The organism is Nonomuraea sp. ATR24, assembly GCF_041950485.1.
GTDB classification, from domain to species: domain Bacteria; phylum Actinomycetota; class Actinomycetes; order Streptosporangiales; family Streptosporangiaceae; genus Nonomuraea; species Nonomuraea ceibae.
The window spans coordinates 11,549-27,849 of sequence record NZ_JBGNUU010000024.1 but is presented as its reverse complement, the minus strand read 5'-3'; the positions used below and the strand labels follow the sequence as shown (position 1 = coordinate 27,849).

The 16,301-nt window shown below is 71.9% G+C and carries 18 protein-coding genes; 10 read left to right on the top strand and 8 right to left on the bottom strand.

What is annotated here, in order from left to right; all coding sequences use genetic code 11:
- Positions 1–11 precede the first annotated feature (11 nt).
- Complete coding sequence (locus ACBI99_RS38335) at positions 12–1,370, top strand: protein kinase (RefSeq protein WP_357591192.1); 1,359 nt, start codon at positions 12–14, stop codon at positions 1,368–1,370.
- A gap of 85 nt (positions 1,371–1,455) precedes the next feature.
- Positions 1,456–3,327: a Stk1 family PASTA domain-containing Ser/Thr kinase gene (gene pknB / locus ACBI99_RS38330; RefSeq protein ID WP_375074717.1), complete on the top strand. Its 1,872-nt coding sequence runs from the start codon at positions 1,456–1,458 to the stop codon at positions 3,325–3,327.
- 126 nt (positions 3,328–3,453) lie between these two features.
- Here the strand turns inward: pknB and ACBI99_RS38325 are convergent, their stop codons facing one another.
- Genes ACBI99_RS38325 through ACBI99_RS38315 form a run of 3 tightly spaced genes read right to left on the bottom strand, consistent with a single transcriptional unit; the run spans position 3,454 to position 4,794 of the window.
- Positions 3,454–4,026: an aminodeoxychorismate/anthranilate synthase component II gene (locus ACBI99_RS38325; protein WP_219498465.1), complete on the bottom strand. Its 573-nt coding sequence runs from the start codon at positions 4,024–4,026 to the stop codon at positions 3,454–3,456.
- Complete coding sequence (locus ACBI99_RS38320; protein ID WP_219498462.1) at positions 4,023–4,181, bottom strand: hypothetical protein; 159 nt, start codon at positions 4,179–4,181, stop codon at positions 4,023–4,025. The genes ACBI99_RS38325 and ACBI99_RS38320 overlap by 4 nt, the downstream gene beginning before the upstream one ends.
- Before the next feature lies 1 nt (position 4,182).
- Positions 4,183–4,794, bottom strand: a complete 612-nt coding sequence (locus ACBI99_RS38315; protein WP_219498461.1) for a class E sortase — start codon at positions 4,792–4,794, stop codon at positions 4,183–4,185.
- A 139-nt stretch (positions 4,795–4,933) separates the two neighbouring features.
- Between ACBI99_RS38315 and ACBI99_RS38310 the strand changes: the two genes are divergently transcribed.
- The gene (locus ACBI99_RS38310; RefSeq protein WP_219498459.1) at positions 4,934–5,179 is read left to right on the top strand and encodes a cell division protein CrgA; all 246 of its coding nucleotides are present in this window, start codon (positions 4,934–4,936) and stop codon (positions 5,177–5,179) included.
- 37 nt (positions 5,180–5,216) lie between these two features.
- Here the strand turns inward: ACBI99_RS38310 and ACBI99_RS38305 are convergent, their stop codons facing one another.
- Positions 5,217–6,077 (bottom strand): rhomboid family intramembrane serine protease, encoded by an 861-nt coding sequence (locus ACBI99_RS38305; protein ID WP_219498457.1) that lies wholly within the window; start codon positions 6,075–6,077, stop codon positions 5,217–5,219.
- A 74-nt stretch (positions 6,078–6,151) separates the two neighbouring features.
- Positions 6,152–6,691 carry a peptidylprolyl isomerase gene (locus tag ACBI99_RS38300; RefSeq protein WP_308125554.1) on the bottom strand — a complete coding sequence of 180 codons (540 nt, stop codon included), beginning with the start codon at positions 6,689–6,691 and terminating at the stop codon, positions 6,152–6,154.
- 158 nt (positions 6,692–6,849) lie between these two features.
- Here ACBI99_RS38300 and ACBI99_RS38295 point away from each other — a divergent pair, with 158 nt between their 5' ends.
- The 3 genes from ACBI99_RS38295 (at position 6,850) to ACBI99_RS38285 (ending at position 11,121) form a co-directional block, all read left to right on the top strand.
- A complete protein-coding gene (locus ACBI99_RS38295) occupies positions 6,850–7,350 on the top strand; it encodes a hypothetical protein (RefSeq protein ID WP_219498456.1) in 501 nt (166 codons plus the stop codon).
- A gap of 74 nt (positions 7,351–7,424) precedes the next feature.
- Entirely contained in the window at positions 7,425–10,166 is a 2,742-nt protein-coding gene (locus tag ACBI99_RS38290; RefSeq protein WP_375074716.1) for a LuxR C-terminal-related transcriptional regulator, read from the top strand.
- A 55-nt stretch (positions 10,167–10,221) separates the two neighbouring features.
- Positions 10,222–11,121, top strand: coding sequence for an alpha/beta fold hydrolase (locus ACBI99_RS38285; RefSeq protein ID WP_375074715.1), 900 nt, complete (start codon positions 10,222–10,224; stop codon positions 11,119–11,121).
- Here the strand turns inward: ACBI99_RS38285 and ACBI99_RS38280 are convergent.
- Positions 11,102–11,704: a TetR/AcrR family transcriptional regulator gene (locus ACBI99_RS38280; RefSeq protein ID WP_308126261.1), complete on the bottom strand. Its 603-nt coding sequence runs from the start codon at positions 11,702–11,704 to the stop codon at positions 11,102–11,104. The genes ACBI99_RS38285 and ACBI99_RS38280 overlap by 20 nt on opposite strands.
- Positions 11,705–11,765: 61 nt before the next feature.
- Here ACBI99_RS38280 and ACBI99_RS38275 point away from each other — a divergent pair, with 61 nt between their 5' ends.
- Complete coding sequence (locus tag ACBI99_RS38275; protein ID WP_375074714.1) at positions 11,766–13,052, top strand: cytochrome P450; 1,287 nt, start codon at positions 11,766–11,768, stop codon at positions 13,050–13,052.
- On the opposite strand, the gene ACBI99_RS38270 is transcribed toward ACBI99_RS38275, so the two are convergent.
- The gene (locus ACBI99_RS38270) at positions 13,015–13,185 is read right to left on the bottom strand and encodes a DUF3073 family protein (RefSeq protein WP_219519304.1); all 171 of its coding nucleotides are present in this window, start codon (positions 13,183–13,185) and stop codon (positions 13,015–13,017) included. The genes ACBI99_RS38275 and ACBI99_RS38270 overlap by 38 nt on opposite strands.
- Before the next feature lie 86 nt (positions 13,186–13,271).
- On the opposite strand from ACBI99_RS38270, the gene ACBI99_RS38265 reads away from it, so the two are divergent.
- Genes ACBI99_RS38265 through ACBI99_RS38255 form a run of 3 tightly spaced genes read left to right on the top strand, consistent with a single transcriptional unit; the run spans position 13,272 to position 15,422 of the window.
- Positions 13,272–13,604 carry a helix-turn-helix transcriptional regulator gene (locus tag ACBI99_RS38265; protein ID WP_049574618.1) on the top strand — a complete coding sequence of 111 codons (333 nt, stop codon included), beginning with the start codon at positions 13,272–13,274 and terminating at the stop codon, positions 13,602–13,604.
- Positions 13,605–13,626: 22 nt separating this feature from the next.
- The gene (locus ACBI99_RS38260; RefSeq protein ID WP_219519302.1) at positions 13,627–14,505 is read left to right on the top strand and encodes a 1,4-dihydroxy-2-naphthoyl-CoA synthase; all 879 of its coding nucleotides are present in this window, start codon (positions 13,627–13,629) and stop codon (positions 14,503–14,505) included.
- A complete protein-coding gene (locus ACBI99_RS38255) occupies positions 14,502–15,422 on the top strand; it encodes an aminoglycoside phosphotransferase family protein (RefSeq protein WP_375074765.1) in 921 nt (306 codons plus the stop codon). Before ACBI99_RS38260 ends, ACBI99_RS38255 begins: the two co-directional genes overlap by 4 nt.
- Here ACBI99_RS38255 and ACBI99_RS38250 read toward each other — a convergent pair.
- On the bottom strand, positions 15,409–16,194 hold the full coding sequence (locus tag ACBI99_RS38250) for an aminotransferase class IV family protein (RefSeq protein ID WP_219519300.1): 786 nt from the start codon (positions 16,192–16,194) through the stop codon (positions 15,409–15,411). The two genes, ACBI99_RS38255 and ACBI99_RS38250, sit on opposite strands and share 14 nt — an antisense overlap.
- Positions 16,195–16,301 lie beyond the last annotated feature (107 nt).

Below are 16,301 nucleotides of genomic sequence, written 5' to 3'. Positions count from 1 at the left end.
CGTGCAGGACCATGCGGCTCGGTAACCGCTATCTGCTGATCTCCCGCATCGCCACCGGAGGCATGGGGGAGGTCTGGCGTGCCCGCGACGAGCTGCTGGGCCGCGAGGTCGCCGTCAAGGTGCTGCGCAGCCACGTCTACGCCGACCACACCTTCCGCGAGCGCTTCCGCAACGAGGCGCGCATCACCGCGGGCCTGGCCGACAGCGGCATCGCCCAGATCTTCGACTACGGCGAGCACAGCGACCTCGCCTATCTGGTGATGGAGCTGGTGCACGGCGAGCCGCTGTCGGCCATCCTGGCGCGCAACGGCTCGCTGGGCCCCGAGGTGACGCTCGACGTGCTGCACCAGACGGCCAGGGCGCTGCACGCGGCGCACGCCTCCGGGATCATCCACCGCGACGTCAAGCCGGGCAACCTGCTCGTGACGCCCGAGGGCGCCATCAAGGTGACCGACTTCGGCATCGCCCGCGCGCTGGAGGCCGCGCCGGTCACGCAGACCGGCACCGTGCTCGGCACCGCCCAGTACGTCAGCCCGGAGCAGGCGCAGGGCCTGCCGCTGACGCCCGCGACCGACCTCTACTCGCTGGGCGTGGTGGCCTACGAGTGCCTGTCGGGCCGGACCCCGTTCCAGGCCGACAGCGCGGTGGCGATCGCGCTGCTGCACCTGAACGAGACGCCGCCGCCGCTCGGCGTCGACGTGCCCGCGCCGGTGCGCGAGCTCGTCATGGCGCTGCTGGCCAAGGACCCGGCGCGGCGGCCCGGGTCGGCGCTGGAGATCGCGGACCGCGCGTACGTGCTGCGCGAGTCGCTGGCGGGCGGCGGCGACGGCGGCGCGGAGCTGAGCATGCTGACCGACCCGTCCGGCTTCAAGGTGCGCCCGCCTGACCCCGAGGACGAGCGGACCACCGACAGCCTGGGCGAGAGCCCGTCGACGGTGCTGCACGAGCGCGCCCCCAAGCGGCGGCGCAGCCGCGCGCTGGCGCTGGTCGCGGGGGCCGGATGCGCGGCGGCGGTGGGGATCGGCGCGTTCGCGCTCACCCCGGCCAGGGCCCCGGTCCAGGCGCCGCCCCCGGTCACCGAGCCCGCCTCGCGGACGGCCTCACCGGTGAAACCGAAACCGTCGCCCGGTAAGAAGGAGACCCGGCGGCCCCCGGTTGTTACGGTGAAGTCGACGAAGCCGGTACCCTCGCGGTCGGCTACGGTAAGCAAGTCAGCAACACCGACGAAGACGCCGACGCCGAAACCGACCCCGACCACCACCCGAACCCCGACCCCCACACCGACCCCGACGCCGACGCCCACGCCGACACCGACGACGTCGGCCACACCGGACCCGGGTGAGACAAACCCGACGAAGGAGCAGACGTGACGTGCCAACGGGTCGACGATGGACACCGGCGGCCGCCCCCCGCGCAGGCCGGCACCAAGATGAACGGTAAGGGACAGTGCAGGAAATGACTCAGCCTCGGCAACTCGGAGGTCGTTACGAGCTCGACGGTGTCGTCGGGCGCGGCGGCATGGCCGAGGTGTATCGCGCCCGGGACATCCGGCTCGACCGGGTGGTCGCGATCAAGACCCTCCGGTCGGATCTGGCTCGTGACCACACCTTCCAGGCCCGTTTCCGCCGTGAGGCGCAGTCGGCGGCGTCGCTGAACCACCCGGCGGTCGTGGCCGTCTACGACACGGGCGAGGACGTCACGGACGGCACTCCCGTGCCCTACATCGTTATGGAGTACGTCGACGGGCGGACGCTGCGCGACCTGCTGCGCGCCGACCGCCGGCTGCTTCCCGAGCGCGCGGTCGAGCTGGTCGACGGCATCCTGCGCGCCCTCGACTACAGCCACCGCGGCGGCATCGTGCACCGCGACATCAAGCCGGCCAACGTGATGATCACCCGGGCCGGCGACGTCAAGGTGATGGACTTCGGCATCGCCCGCGCGATGGCCGACTCGGCCGCGACGATGACGCAGACCGCGCAGGTGATAGGGACCGCCCAGTATCTGTCGCCGGAGCAGGCCCGCGGCGAGCGGGTCGACGCGCGCAGCGACATCTACTCCACCGGGTGCGTGCTCTACGAGCTGCTGACGGGCCAGCCGCCGTTCACCGGCGACTCCCCTGTCGCGATCGCCTACCAGCACGTGCGCGAGGAGCCGATCCCGCCGTCGCAGATCGACCCGGAGATCCCCGCGTGGGCCGACGCGATCGTGCTCAAGGCCATGGCCAAGGACCCCGCCCACCGCTATCAGAGCGCGGGCGAGATGCGGGCCGACATCCAGCGCGCGATGTCCGGCATGCCGGTCGACGCGCAGACGATGGCGATGACGGGCAACTACGGCCAGGGCACCCGCATGATGACGGCCACCCAGGCCGCGCAGGGTCCGGCGACGCAGCGCACCGGCACGGTCCCGCCCTACGAGTACGACGAGGGCGGTGGCGGCGGCGGTCGCGGCCGGCGCCGGGCCAACAGCGGTGGCGGCGGCAGCGCGGTCAAGACGGCTCTGTGGATCATCATCCCGCTGCTGATCATCGGCGCGTTCATCACCATCGGCTACGTGGTGCTGAGCGGCGGCGGCAGCGAAACCCCGGCCGACTCCCAGATCGCGGTGCCGGAGCTGGTCTCGACCGAGCAGGAGTACGCCGAGGCCCAGGTGAAGAGCGCCAAGCTCACGCCCAAGGTGGTCGAGGAGTTCAGCGCCGAGTTCGACAAGGGCACGGTCATCAAGACCGACCCGGCCGCCGGCACCAAGGTCGACGAGGGCGCCACCGTCACGCTGTACGTGTCGAAGGGCACGGAGAAGGTCGCGGTGCCCGACGGGCTCGTGGGCATGAGCATCGACGAGGCCAACCAGATGCTCAGCGAGCTCGGGCTCAAGGGCGTGGTCGAGCCCAGGGCGTCCACCAAGGCGCAGGGCAAGGTCTTCCAGACCGACCCGAAGGCCGGCGCGGAAGTGGAGAAGGGCGGCACGGTCAAGCTCTTCATCCCCAAGGAGCTGGCCACGGTGCCCAGCGTGCTCGGCATGACCGAGCAGGAGGCCAAGGCGCTGCTGGAGTCGGAGGGCTTCAAGGTCAAGAGCGTCCCGCAGCCGAGCGAGCAGGCGGCCGGCACCGTCATCCAGCAGAACCCGGGCGAGGGCGCCAAGCTCGCGCCGAGGATGACGGTCACGATCGTGGTCTCGGAGGGGCCGGACGTGTCGACGCCCACGCAGGAGCCGACGGACGACTTCCCGACCGACGGCCTGCCGACCGACACGCCGACGGACGAGTTCCCGTCGGAGGACGAGCCTCCGGGTGACGACGGTCCGCTCGACGGCGGCCTCAACGGCTGACCAGGCGTGCCGAAGGCCGCCATCCCGTTCGCGGGGTGGCGGCCTTCCGCATGAAAGAAGCGCCCCCGCCGCTCGGGGGCAACGGCGGGGACGCTCATCTGGATGTCGCTCCGCGTTCGGCGTGCGTTACACCAATCCACGCAACCAGTTCAAAAGGAGCCGGTGGCCGTGCTCGGAAAGCACGGATTCGGGGTGGAACTGGACACCCTCGATGGGCGCCTCGCGGTGACGCAGGCCCATGATGACGCCGTCGGCGGTGCGGGCGGTCACCTCCAGCGCGTCCGGGACGGTGCCCGGCAGCACGGCCAGCGAGTGGTAGCGGGTCATCCGCACGGGCGTGGGCAGCCCGTCGAACACGCCGCGCCCGTCGTGCTCGACGGCGCTGGTCCGGCCGTGCACCGGTTCGGGCGCCCGCCCGACCGAGGCGCCGAACGCGCGGGCGATGGCCTGGTGGCCGAGGCAGACGCCGAGCAGCGGCCGCGCGTCGCGGTGGGCCCGGTGGACGAGCGGGACGCTCACCCCGGCGGCCTCGGGCGTGCCGGGCCCCGGGCTGATCAGGACGCCGTCGAAGCCGTCGGCGTCGGCCACCCGCACCTCGTCGCGCGGGCGCACGTCGCACTCGGCGCCCAGTTCCTTGAGGTACTGGACGATGTTGTGGACGAAGCTGTCGTGGTTGTCCACCACGAGGACACGGGTCATCGGCGTACGGTCACCTCGTCGAGCGTCACCGCCGGCTCCAGGAGCGGAAACACGGCATACCAGAGTACGGCGACCGCGACCGCGCTCAGCACCACGGCCCAGGCCGCCTTGGCGCCGGTGCCGCCCGGCAGCTTGCGCCAGATCCAGCCGTACACGTCACTCCTTCCTGAGCTCGGTCTTCTTGAGCACCCCGTACACGATGAGCCGCTGGGCGGCTGAGTATTCGGGGTGGCAGGTCGACAGGGTGATGAAGGCGCGGATGGGCCGGATGTCGGGCTTGCCGGGCACCGGGGCGAGCACCTCGACCTCGTCGGGCTCCACGATGTCCTGTGAGGTCACCCGGTAGGTGTAGCGGGCCTCGCGGGCCTCGACGATGATCTCGTCGTCGCGTTCGAGCTCGTCCAGGCGGTTGAACGGGGCCGCGTACGTGGTCCGATGCCCCGAGACCACGAAATTTCCCACCTTGCCGGGCGGGGCGCTGGCCGGGTCGTGCCCCGGCCCCTTCTTCAGGTGCTCGGCGTCCACCCCCTCCACCACCGCGTAGCGATAGCCCCGGCCCAGCTTCGGGATGCGCAGCAACGCCACGGCCTCGCCCAGCTCGATCCTCGCCAGGCGGCCGGCGTTGCGCTCCTCCAGCTCGCGCTGCAGCAGGAGCTGCTGGCTCTGCGTGTACGCGCCCGTACCCCAGAGCAGGTAGGCGCAGAACAGCATCAGGATCAGGCCCGCGGTGACGCTCAGCTCCCCCACGGTCCGCAGCAAGGCCCGCACCCGCCCAGAGTAAGCAGGTCCGAACCGTGACCCTGGGGATCGCCATGTCGTGCGCGTGGCGACTATCCTGGGGCCGCTACCCTTAACGAAGAGCCTGCGGACGATCCGGAAGCCCAGGCCCTCAGCAGGAGTTAACCCAGTGCCCAAGTCGAAGGCCCGCAAGAAGGCGGTTTACACGCCGCCGCAGAAGTCCCAGCAGGTGAAGGTCAGCCCGCGCTGGCTCGCGCCGACGATGGTCGCCGCCTGGCTCATCGGCATTCTGTGGATCGCCACCTACTACGTGGCCCCTCAGGCGCCCTTCATCGGCGATCTGCAGAACTGGAATCTGCTGATCGGGTTTGTTTTCATCATCTTCGGTGTGGTGCTTTCCACTCGCTGGCGTTAGTTCTTTCCACAGTCTTTTCCACACCTGGGGACAGAGCTCAGAGGGTGAGGGTGACCGCCCGCACCACGACGAGCGCCGCGAGCAGCACCACCGCTCCCGCGATCGTCACCACGTGCCACAGGGTCCGGTTGTTCCCGGGGGCGTAGGCCATCCCGGCGGCCAGCGCCGCCCCCGTGATCAGCCCGCCGATGTGTCCGGTCCAGCTGATGCCGGGCACGAGGAACGTGATGGCCAGGTTGATCACGAGCAGCACGATGATGCCGCGCACGTCCATGTTCAGCCTGCGCCCGACCACGAACACGGCGCCGAACAGGCCGAAGATCGCCCCGGACGCGCCCATGCTGAACGTGTTGGCCGAATCGAACCACAGCCCCAGCACCGATCCGCCGAGCGCGCTGATCAGGTAGAGCGCCACGAATCTGACATGCCCGAACGCCCGCTCCAGGTAGGGCCCGGTCACGTAGAGCGCCCAGCAGTTGAACAGGATGTGGAAGACGCCGAAGTGCCCGAACGCGGCGCTGAGCAGCCGGTAATACTCGCCGTCGACGAGCACCCAGTAGGGGTTCATCGCCAGCAGGCCGCTGACGGCGTCTCCAGTCAGGTATTGCGCCCCGAACACCAGCACGTTGACGGCCAGCAGCGTCCACGTCACGAACGGCGTGCGCACCACCGCCCCGCCGAACGTCGACCTCGCCTGCCGGATCCCCCGGTTGCCCTCGGCGACGCACTCCGGGCACTGGAACCCGACCGCGGCATCCCGCATGCAGTCAGGGCAGATGGGCCGCTCGCAGCGCTGGCAGCGCACCCACGTCTCACGATCGGGATGGCGGAAACACGTCGGCACCGCCTCGGCGGGCTGCTCGGGCTGCGGAGGCGTGCTGGGCGGCTGGGCGGTCATGACCGCAGCCTATGACTTGGCCGGGCATGCCGCGTCCCCCCTGCCATGCCCGGCCCGGTCGTGCGTCGGCGCTTCTACTCCTGGACGCGCTCGATGGTGACGCTCTGCAGGACGACGTCCTCGACCGGCTTGTTGTTGCGGCCGGTGCGGACCTTGGAGATCGCGTCGACCACGTCCTGGCCCTCCAGCACCTCGCCGAAGATGGTGTGCTTGCCGTTGAGGTGCGTGGTGTTGACCGTGGTGATGAAGAACTGCGACCCGTTGGTCCCCTTGCCGAAGCGGACGCCCGCGTTGGCCATGGCCAGCAGGTAGGGGCGGTTGAAGGCGAACAGGTCCGGGTGGATCTCGTCGTCGAACTCGTAGCCGGGGCCGCCGGTGCCCTGGCCCAGCGGGTCGCCGCCCTGGATCATGAAGTCGGGGATGACACGGTGGAAGATCGTGCCGTCGTAGTAGCGGTTGGTGCTCTTCTCGCCGGTGCCCGGGTGGGTCCACTCGCGCTTGCCCTCGGCCAGCTCGACGAAGTTACGGACCGTTTTGGGAGCCTTGTTGGGGAAGAGCTCTACCTTGATATTGCCGTGATTGGTCTGCAGGTTTGCGATCAGCTTCTCAGCCACGAGACAGCGGCCTTCCTCTATGCACCGGGTTGGTTTTGTGGTGTTTTGACGATTATGGCCGTACGGCCTTCGGGCCCATCCTCCCACGCCCCGTCATGATTGAGCCGCCTTCTACCGGGAAGGTCAGGCGCGGGGCCCCAACGACAGGGGAGGTAGACGTGTCCCTGACACTGAGGAAGCGCCACGTGGCCATAGAAGTTCCCACCACGTGGATGGGCCGGATGAAGGCCCAGGCCGTCAAGACCGGCCGCAGTATGGCGCCGATGGCCGACCAGGCAAAACTGGTCGCCAACCGGCGAGTGGAAGACGCCCGCTACTGGGCTGCTCCAAGGCTAGAGAACGCCGCGCACCGGGTCGAGGACCAACTCGCCCCGGCCGTGAGTTCGATGCTCAACTCGGCCGCGTACAAGGTGAATCCCGCGAGGCCGAAGTCGCGGCGCTGGCCGATGCTCGCGCTGATCACCGGTCTGGCTGTGGGGGCGGTGGGCTACATGGTCTACCGCCGCAACGCCCAGCAGTGGACCGAGCACATGAAGGACTCCGCCTCCGACGCCTCGCGCTGGGTCGGCGAGAAGTCCGACAGGGCTGCGGACACCGTGCGCCACACGGGCGCCAAGGCGTCCGACAAGGCGGACGAGGTCTCGCGCAAGCTGCCGTGATCGGCGCCTGAAGCGCGCCCCCGACAACCGGGGGCGCGCTTTTCGCATGTTCAGGGGCCTATATCGTCACCTGCATGCTGTACGGCAGAACCGCGGAGACTGCCGCGATCGACGAGCTCATCGGATCGACGCTGGCCGGAGACGGACGGGCGCTGGTGCTGCGCGGGGCGGCGGGGGTCGGCAAGTCGGCCCTGCTCGACCTGGCGGCCTCCCGGGCCGGAGGCGCGACCGTGCTGCGCGCCGGAGGCGTCGAAGGGGAGGCGGATCTGGCGTTCGCGGCGCTGCACCAGCTCGTGTGGCCGGTGATCGGGCTGCTCGACGCCCTCCCGGGGCCGCAGCGTGACGCCGTCGCCGGGGCGTTCGGGATGGCGGCGCCCAGCCAGGACCGGTTCCTGGTGTCGGCGGGGGTGCTCTCGCTGCTCGTCGAGGCGGCGGCCGACAGCGGGCTGATCTGCGTGGTGGACGACTTCCAGTGGGTGGACCGGGCGTCGGCCGACGCGCTGCTGTTCGCGGCCAGGCGGCTGCGTACCGAACGGGTCGGGATGGTGCTGGCCGTACGCGGGGACGCGCCCGTCAAAGGGGTGCCCGAGCTGCGGGTGGACGGGCTCGACGCCGAGAGCGCCGACGCCCTGCTGGACGCGCGGGCCGAGGTGGCGCCGGGGGTGCGGTCGCGGCTCGTGGCGCTCACCGGCGGGAACCCGCTCGTGCTCGGCGAGGCGGTCGCGGTGCTGACCGCCGACCAGCTCGCCGGGCGGACGCCGCTGCCGGACCCGCTGCCCGGAGGCGAGCAGCTGTTCGGCGACCAGGTGGCGCTGCTCTCGGAGGGGGCGCGGCGGGTCCTGCTGGCGGCCTCCCTGGAGAGCGACCTGGGGCCGGCGCTGGGGGCGGCGGACGCGCTCGCCGGGGCCCGTGAGCGCGGGACGCACGAGGCCGGGCTGCACGAGGCCGAACGGGCCGGGCTGGTGGTGGTGTCCGGGGCCGTGGTGCGGTTCCGGCACCCCCTGGTGCGGTCCGCCGTGCACGCCGCCGCCGGAGCCCGTGAGCTGCGGCGGGCCCATGAGGTGATGGCGGAGCTGGTCGACGGGGACCGGCGGGCCTGGCACCTGGCCGCCGCCGCCGTGGGCCGGGACGAGTCCGTGGCCGGCGCCCTCGCGGCCGCTGCCGGGCGGGCGCAGGCCCGGGGCGGCTACGGTGACGCGGCCACGGCGCTGGCTCGGGCGGCCGAGCTCACCCCCGACCCCCTCATCCGGGCGCGCCGGCTCAAGGACGCCGCCGAGGCCGCCTGGCTCGGCGGCCGCCCGGGCCAGGCCCAGACCTACCTGGCAGAAGCCCGCCTCCTGGTAGAGGCCCCGTCCGAGCGGCTGGAGACGCCCGCCCTCACGGAGGCGGGCGGCCTGGCGGAGGCGGGCGCCCTCGGGGAGGGGCGCGGGCCCGTGGAGGGGTGTGTCCTGGAAAGGGGTGGGCGGGGGGAGGTGGCGGGGGAGGTGGCTCGGCTGCGGGGCCGGTTCGAGCTGAACTCCGGGGACGCCGCCGAGGCGATGCGGGTGTTCGCGGCCGGCGACAGCCTGGAGATGCTGGCCGACGCGTGGGAGGCGGCCAGCGTGGTCGGGGACGTGGCGGCCATGGTGGACGTCGGCCGGCGGGCGGAGGGGTTCGCGCCGGGCTTCCTGCGCGACATCCTGGTGGGCGTCGCGGCGATGCTGCGTGACGGGAGCGGCGGCGAGCTGCTGCGCGGGGCGCTGGCGCGGACCGGCGAGCTGAGCGGGGCGGCGGAGTTCCTGTGGGCCGCGGCGGCAGCGTCGTACCTGGGGGAAGCGGACGTGTCGGCGGAGCTGATCCGGCGGGCGGGCCGGGTGGCGCGCGTGTCGGGGATGGTGGGGCAGCTCCCGGTGGTGCTGGAGTTCGTGTCGACGGCCGAGCGGGTCGGGGGCAGGCTGGCGGAGAGCGCGGCGGTGGCCGAGGAGGGCCTGGCGCTGGCCAGGGAGGCGGGCTACACGAACTCGGAGGCGGCCCACCTGGCGAACCTGGCGGTGGTGGCGGCGCTGCGGGGCGAGGAGGAGCGGTGCCGCGCGTACGCGGGTGAGGCGCTGGCCATCGCGGTGCCGCACCGGGTGGGGTTGCGGGCGGCGGTGGCGGCGTACGCGCTGGCGATGCTGGATCTGGGGATGGGGCGGTTCGCGGCGGCGCACGACCGGTTCGAGGCGATCCGGGCGGCGGGGCCGGGGGCGGGGCATCCGACCGTGGTGTGGCGTTCGACCCCTGACCGGGTGGAGGCGGCGATGGCCGCCGGGGACTCGGCGGCGGCGCGGGAGGCGCTGGAGGGGCTCGACCGGTGGGCGGCCCAGGCCAGGACCGACGAGGCGCGGGCGCTGCGGCTGCGCTGCGTGGGGCTGGTGGAGGGCGCGATCGAGCCGTTCGAGGAGGCGTTGCGGCTGCACGGGGAGCCGTTCGAGGAGGCGCGTACGGCGTTGCTGTACGGGGAGCGGTTGCGCCGGGGACATCAGCCGGGGCAGGCGCGCGGGCCGCTGCGGGCGGCGCTGGAGACGTTCCAGCGGCTGGGCGCGGAGCCGTGGGCGCGGCGCGCGCACGCGGAGCTGCGGGCGGCGGGCGAGGCCGTGGAGCGGCCGGCGGGCGACGCGCTGGCGGCGCTGACGCCGCAGGAGCTGCGGATCGCGCGGCTGGTGGCGGAGGGGGCGTCGAGCAAGGAGGTGGCGGCGCGGCTGTTCCTCAGCCCGCGGACCGTCGAGTATCACCTGTACAAGATCTATCCCAAGCTGGGCATCACCAGCCGTACTGAACTGGCCCGCCTACTGTAGGAGGCCAGTAGTCCTACGGAAGGCGGCACGGGCCCGGTCCGGCAGGCTGACAGGCATGCAAACGAACCTGATTGACAGTGACGGCGTCGAGATCTGGACCGAGGAGTTCGGGGACGCGGCGCACCCGCCGATCCTGCTGGTGGCGGGCTCGGGCGCGCAGGGCGTCACCTGGCCGGACGAGCTCGTCGGCAGGCTGGTGGCGGGCGGTCGCCGGGTGATCCGTTACGACCACCGCGACACCGGCAGGTCGGGCACCGTGGACTTCGACGCGCATCCCTACAGCTGGCTCGACATCAAGGACGACATGCTGCGCGTGATGGACGCGTACGAGCTGGAGAGCGTGCATCTCGTGGGCCATTCGGCGGGCGGGCTGATCGGCCAGCTCGTCGCGGTGGAGCAGCCGGAGCGGGTGCGGACGCTCACGGTCGTCGGCGCGTCGCCGCTGGGCGGGGGCGAGGGCCAGGTGATCATGCGGGCGCTGATGGGCGAGCCGCAGCCGGAGGGCAGCCTGCCGCCGCCGACGCCGGAGTTCGTGGCGCACTTCCGCGCGGTGATCGCGAGCCCGCCGCCCGCGAGCCGGGGTGAGGAGATCGACGCGCTGATCGCCGAGGCGCGGGTGATGAACGGCACCGCGCTGCCGTTCGACGAGGACGCGGAGCGGCGGCTGGCCGAGCGCGTGCACGAGCGGGCGCGTGACCTGGGGGCGGCGATGAACCATCGGCGGGCCGGCCAGACGGCTCCGGACTTCGAGCCGGTGGGCGCGCTGCCCCGGATCAAGGCGCCGACGCTGGTCGTCGAGGGCACGCACGAGCCGGCCAAGCCGGGCCACGGGGCGCTCATCGCCGAGCAGATCCCGGACGCCGAGCTGCTGATGGTTCAGGACATGGGGCACATGATCGCGCCCCGGTTCGCGGACGAGCTGGCGGCGGCCATCCTCACTCACACGGCCCGGTGAACGCCCCCAGCGCGGCGAGCACGTCGACGACCTGGCGGGCGTCGGGCGTGCTCGCCGGGTCGAGCAGCCACTGGATCATCAGCCCGTCGGAGATCGCGATCAGCACCGACACCAGCGCCTCGGGCGGGACCGGCAGCTCGATGCCCAGCTCGGCGGCGCCCCGGTGGAGCATGGCGACGCCCGCCTCGCGGCCCCTGCCGTAGGCGGCGGCCAGGCGCTCGCGCAGCACGCTCTCGCGCAGCGCCGCGGGGTAGCCCTCGATGCAGACGACGAGCTGGGGCCGCATCTCGTCGAACACGTCGATGAGCGCGACCATCGCCCGCTCCAGCAGGTCGCGCGGCGAGCCGACGGCGTCGCCGAACATCGCCTCCTCCACCCGCTCGGTCCACGCCTCGTAGCAGCCGGCGATGGCCTCGTTGAGCAGGGCGTCCTTGCCGCCGAAGTGGTAGCCGATGGAGGCCAGGTTGGTCCCCGAGGCGGCGACCAGGTCGCGGGCCGTGGTGCGGGCGTAGCCCTTCTCCTGAAGGCAGCTCACCGCGCCGGCAAGGAGTTTTTCGCGGTATCCCGCCTCTTTTCGTGACACGTGATCCATGCTACAGATGTATACGAGCGTATATGACGTACGTACATATCAATTGGAGCTGATGCACGTGCTGCCACCCGGGCCCCGGCTGCCCGCCGCTCTCCAGACGGCCTGGTTCATGCGTGATCCCGCCGGGCTGATCGAGCGCTGTCACGCCAGATACGGGGACGTCTTCATGATCCGCTGGTTCGGCTTCCCGCCGGAGGTGTACGTCGCGACGGCCGAGCTGGCCGAGCAGGTCTTCAGGACCGACCAGGGCGGCGGGCTGGCCGGCGCCGCCCGGCGCGACTTCCTCGAACCGCTGGTGGGGGCGCACTCGGTGCTGACGCTCGACGGCGACGCCTGGGCCGGGCACCGCAAGTCGCTGACGCCGCCGCTGCGCGCCAGGCAGGTCGCCGGCTACGCGGACGAGATCGCGGCCATCGCCGCAGAGAAGATCGCCGCCTGGCCGCTCGGCAGGCCGTTCGCGCTGCGCGACCGCATGCAGGAGATCACGCTGGAGATCATCATCCGGTTGATCTTCGGCATCCGCGACGCCGAGCGCATGGGCCGCCTGCGCGCGCTGCTCCCCCGCCTGATCGAGTCGGGCGGCTCGACCTCCGTCGCGATGCTCCCGGCACGGCTGCGCGGCCCGGCGGCGGCGCTGCCGTTCCTGCCGTACGCGCGGTTCCTGAGGCTGCGGGCGGCCGTCGACGCCATCCTGTACGACGAGATCCGCCGCAGGCGCGCGGACCCGGACGGCACGGACGTGCTGAGCCGGCTGCTGAACGCCGGGCTCGGCGACGAGGAGGTCCGCGACGAGCTGGTCACACTGCTCATCGCCGGTCACGAGACCACGGCCACCGGGCTGGCCTGGACCTTCGAGCGGCTGCTGCGCCTGCCCGACGTGCTGCGGCGGCTGCCCGACGACGAGCCCTACCTCGACGCGGTCGTCAAGGAGGCCCTGCGCGCCAGGCCCGTGGTCTATGAGGCGCCCCGGCTGCTGGACGCCCCGCTCCGGCTGGGCGGCTATGACATCCCCGCGGGATGGTACGCGGGACCGTTCATCCCGCTCGTGCACCAGGACCCCGCCGCGTTTCCGTCACCGGCGGAGTTCCGCCCGGAACGCTTTCTGGAGGGGCAGCAGAGCCGGGCGTGGATGCCCTTCGGCGGCGGCCGGCGCTTCTGCGTCGGCGCGCAGCTCGCCCTGCTGGAGATGCGCGTGATCATCCGTGAGGTGCTGCACCGCCTGGAACTCGTGGCGCCTGATCAGGCGCCCGAGGCCAGGCGGCTCGCGAACGTCACCCTTGCCCCGGCGGAGCTGACACGCGTCATTGCGCGCGCTCGGACTCCTGCTCGGACGCCGTAGCCGGGCGCATCTCGTCGCGCCCGGCATCGGCGCCCAACTCCTCGCGGAGTCGGTCATAGTCGATGTGATGGTTGGTGTACTTCAGCTGGCGAGCGACCTTCGTCTGCTTCGCCTTGGCTCTTCCTCGGCCCATGGCTACTCCCTAGTCCCCGCTGTCATGCTATCCAACAACGTTACGACTTGAAGAATTATGCAACTGCGCTGGATTAGTCTGGCACTATGCACGTGGAGGTCAACCAGGCCAAGGCCGACTTCTTCCGGACGCTCGGCCACCCCGCTCGCATCCGAGTGTTGGAGCTACTCCAGGAAGGGCCACTACCCGTGAGGGATCTGCTGGCCCAGATCGACATCGAGGCGTCCAGCCTCTCCCAGCAGCTCGCGGTCCTGCGCAGGGCGGGCATCGTCAGCGCGATCCGCGAAGGCAGCACCGTGGTCTACACACTGGCCACGCCGGAGCTCGCCGACCTGCTCGGCACCGCCCGCCGCATCCTCACCGACATGCTCGCAGACCAGGGACAGCTTCTGGCCGAGCTCCGCGCGGAGGTCCCCTGACCCACGCGTTAGGCTCTGCCCCATGGTCTCCGAGCTGTTCGATCCCCGGGCGTGGCAGGCTGTCGACGGGTTCGACTTCACCGACATCACCTATCACCGCGCGGTCGACCAGGGCACGGTCCGCATCGCCTTCAACCGGCCGGAGGTGCGCAACGCCTTCCGGCCGCAGACGGTCGACGAGCTCTACCGCGCGCTCGACCATGCCCGCCAGAGCACCGACGTGGGCTGCGTGCTGCTGACCGGCAACGGCCCGTCGCCCAAGGACGGCGGCTGGGCGTTCTGCTCCGGGGGCGACCAGCGCATCCGGGGCAAGGACGGCTACCAGTACGCCGACGGCACGCCCTCGACCGGCCGGTTGCACATCCTCGAGGTGCAGCGGCTGATCAGGTTCATGCCCAAGGTGGTCATCTGCGTGGTGCCCGGCTGGGCGGCGGGCGGCGGCCACAGCCTGCACGTGGTGGCCGATCTCACACTGGCCAGCGCCGAGCACGCCCGGTTCAAGCAGACCGACGCCGACGTGGCGAGCTTCGACGGCGGCTTCGGCTCCGCCTACCTGGCCCGGCAGGTGGGGCAGAAGTTCGCCCGGGAGATCTTCTTCCTGGGCGACACCTACAGCGCCGCCGACGCGCACCGGATGGGCATGGTCAACGCGGTGGTGCCGCACGGCGAGCTGGAGTCGACGGCGCTGGAGTGGGCGCGCAAGGTCAACGGCAAGTCGCCGACCGCGCAGCGGATGCTCAAGTTCGCCTTCAACGCGATCGACGACGGGCTGGTGGGCCAGCAGGTGTTCGCCGGTGAGGCGACGCGGCTGGCGTACATGACCGACGAGGCGGCCGAAGGGCGCGACTCCTTCCTGGAGAAGCGCGAGCCCGACTGGTCGCCGTTCCCCTGGCACTACTGACCGTGCGGATCGTGGTGCCGCCCGCGCTGACCGAGAGTCACGTGAAGTGGGACGGCGAGGCGGGCCGGGCGTGGTCGGCGGGGCTGCCCGCGCTGGCCGAGCGCTACCTGGAGGAGTGGGAGCTGCGGCTCGACGGGGAGCCGATGCACGGCGTGGTGTCGCTGGTGCTGCCCGTGGTGCGGGCCGACGGCACCCCGGCGGCGCTGAAGCTGCAGCCGGTCAGCGACGAGAACGCGAGCGAGGGGCCCGGGCTGCTCGCCTGGGCGGGCCGGGCCAGCGTGCTGCTGCTGGAGTCGGACCCGGCGACGGGCACGCTGCTGCTGGAGCGGCTCGACGGGGGCACGACGCTGTCGTCGGTGCCGGACGACCTGGCGGCGCTGGAGATCCTGACCGGGCTGCTGCGGCGGCTGGTGGCGGTCCCCGCGCCGGCCGGGACGCGGCGGCTGGCCGACATCGCCCGCGGCATGCTGGACGAGGTGCCCGCCGCGCTGGACGCGCTGCCCGGCCAGGGCGACCGGCGCTGGCTGCGGGTGTGCGCCGGGGCCGTCGGCGAGCTGGCGGGCGAGGCCGGCGACCGGCTGCTGCACTGGGATCTGCACTACGACAACGTGCTGGCCGCCGAGCGTGAGCCGTGGCTGGCGATCGACCCCAAGCCGCTGGCCGGCGACCCGGGGTTCGACCTGATGCCCGCGCTGCACAACCGCTGGGACGACGTGGTCTCCACCGGTGACGTGCGGGGGGCGGTGTTGCGGCGCTTCGACCTGATGACCGATCTGCTGGGCCTGGACCGGCAGCGGGCCGCGGGCTGGACGCTCGGCCGGGTCCTGCAGAACTCGCTGTGGAGTGTCGAGGACGGCGAGACCCGGCTGGACGACGTGCAGCTAGCGGTCGCGGAGGCCGTCGTCACGGTGTGGTGAGCGGCTCCGCCTCGAAGGCGCGGTGCAGCAGCCCGACGAACTCCGGCGCCTCGGGCAGCGCCTCGCCGCCGATCCGGTGCACCGGCACGCCGGGCGTCCACGAGTTCATCACCACGGCCCCGGCCAGCGACGGCAGGTCGGCGACCGTGATCTCCCTGACCCGCTGGGGCACGCCCAGGTCGTCGAGCCGCCTGCGCAGGATGCCCATCGTGGTGCCGGTGAGCATCGCGGCCTCGGGCCACACGACGGCCTCGCCGTCCCAGAAGGCCAGGTTCCAGATCGACGCCTCGCTCAGGCGGCCCCGCCGGTCCACGAACGCCGCGTCGTCGAAGCCCTGCTCGACGGCCTGGCGGAGCACGTACGTCTTGGCGGACTCGCCGACGTGCTTGATGGCGGGCAGGAAGCGTTCGTGCTCCACGACGGCCAGCGCCAGCGGGCCGCGCGGGCCGTCGGAGGCGGGGCCGGTGCTGACCAGCACCTCGGGCTCGGCGTCGGCGGCGGTGAACTCGCCCGCGGGCGAGTAGACGGTGGCCCTGAGCGAGAGGTCGGCGGGGCCCGCCTCCACGGCCGACCTGATGTACGCCAGCACCCGGTCGTCCGGAACCGCCCGGCCGAACAGCTCCTTGGAGGCGTTGCGCAGCCGCTCCAGGTGCAGGTCCAGCCCTCGTACGCGACCGTCGCGCACCTGCATGGCGGTGAAGTGGGCGAATCCGGCGAAGGCCAGCGGCGAGAGGTCCTCGACGGTGACGGGCTTGCCGTTACGGGTGTCCATGATACTTGCTCCCCGATGTACTGAGCGTCTGCAAATGTTGCATATGCATACATATCACGGGTTGCGGCAAAGTGTCGATCGGGGATGAGTGTGTTCGACGCTTCAGT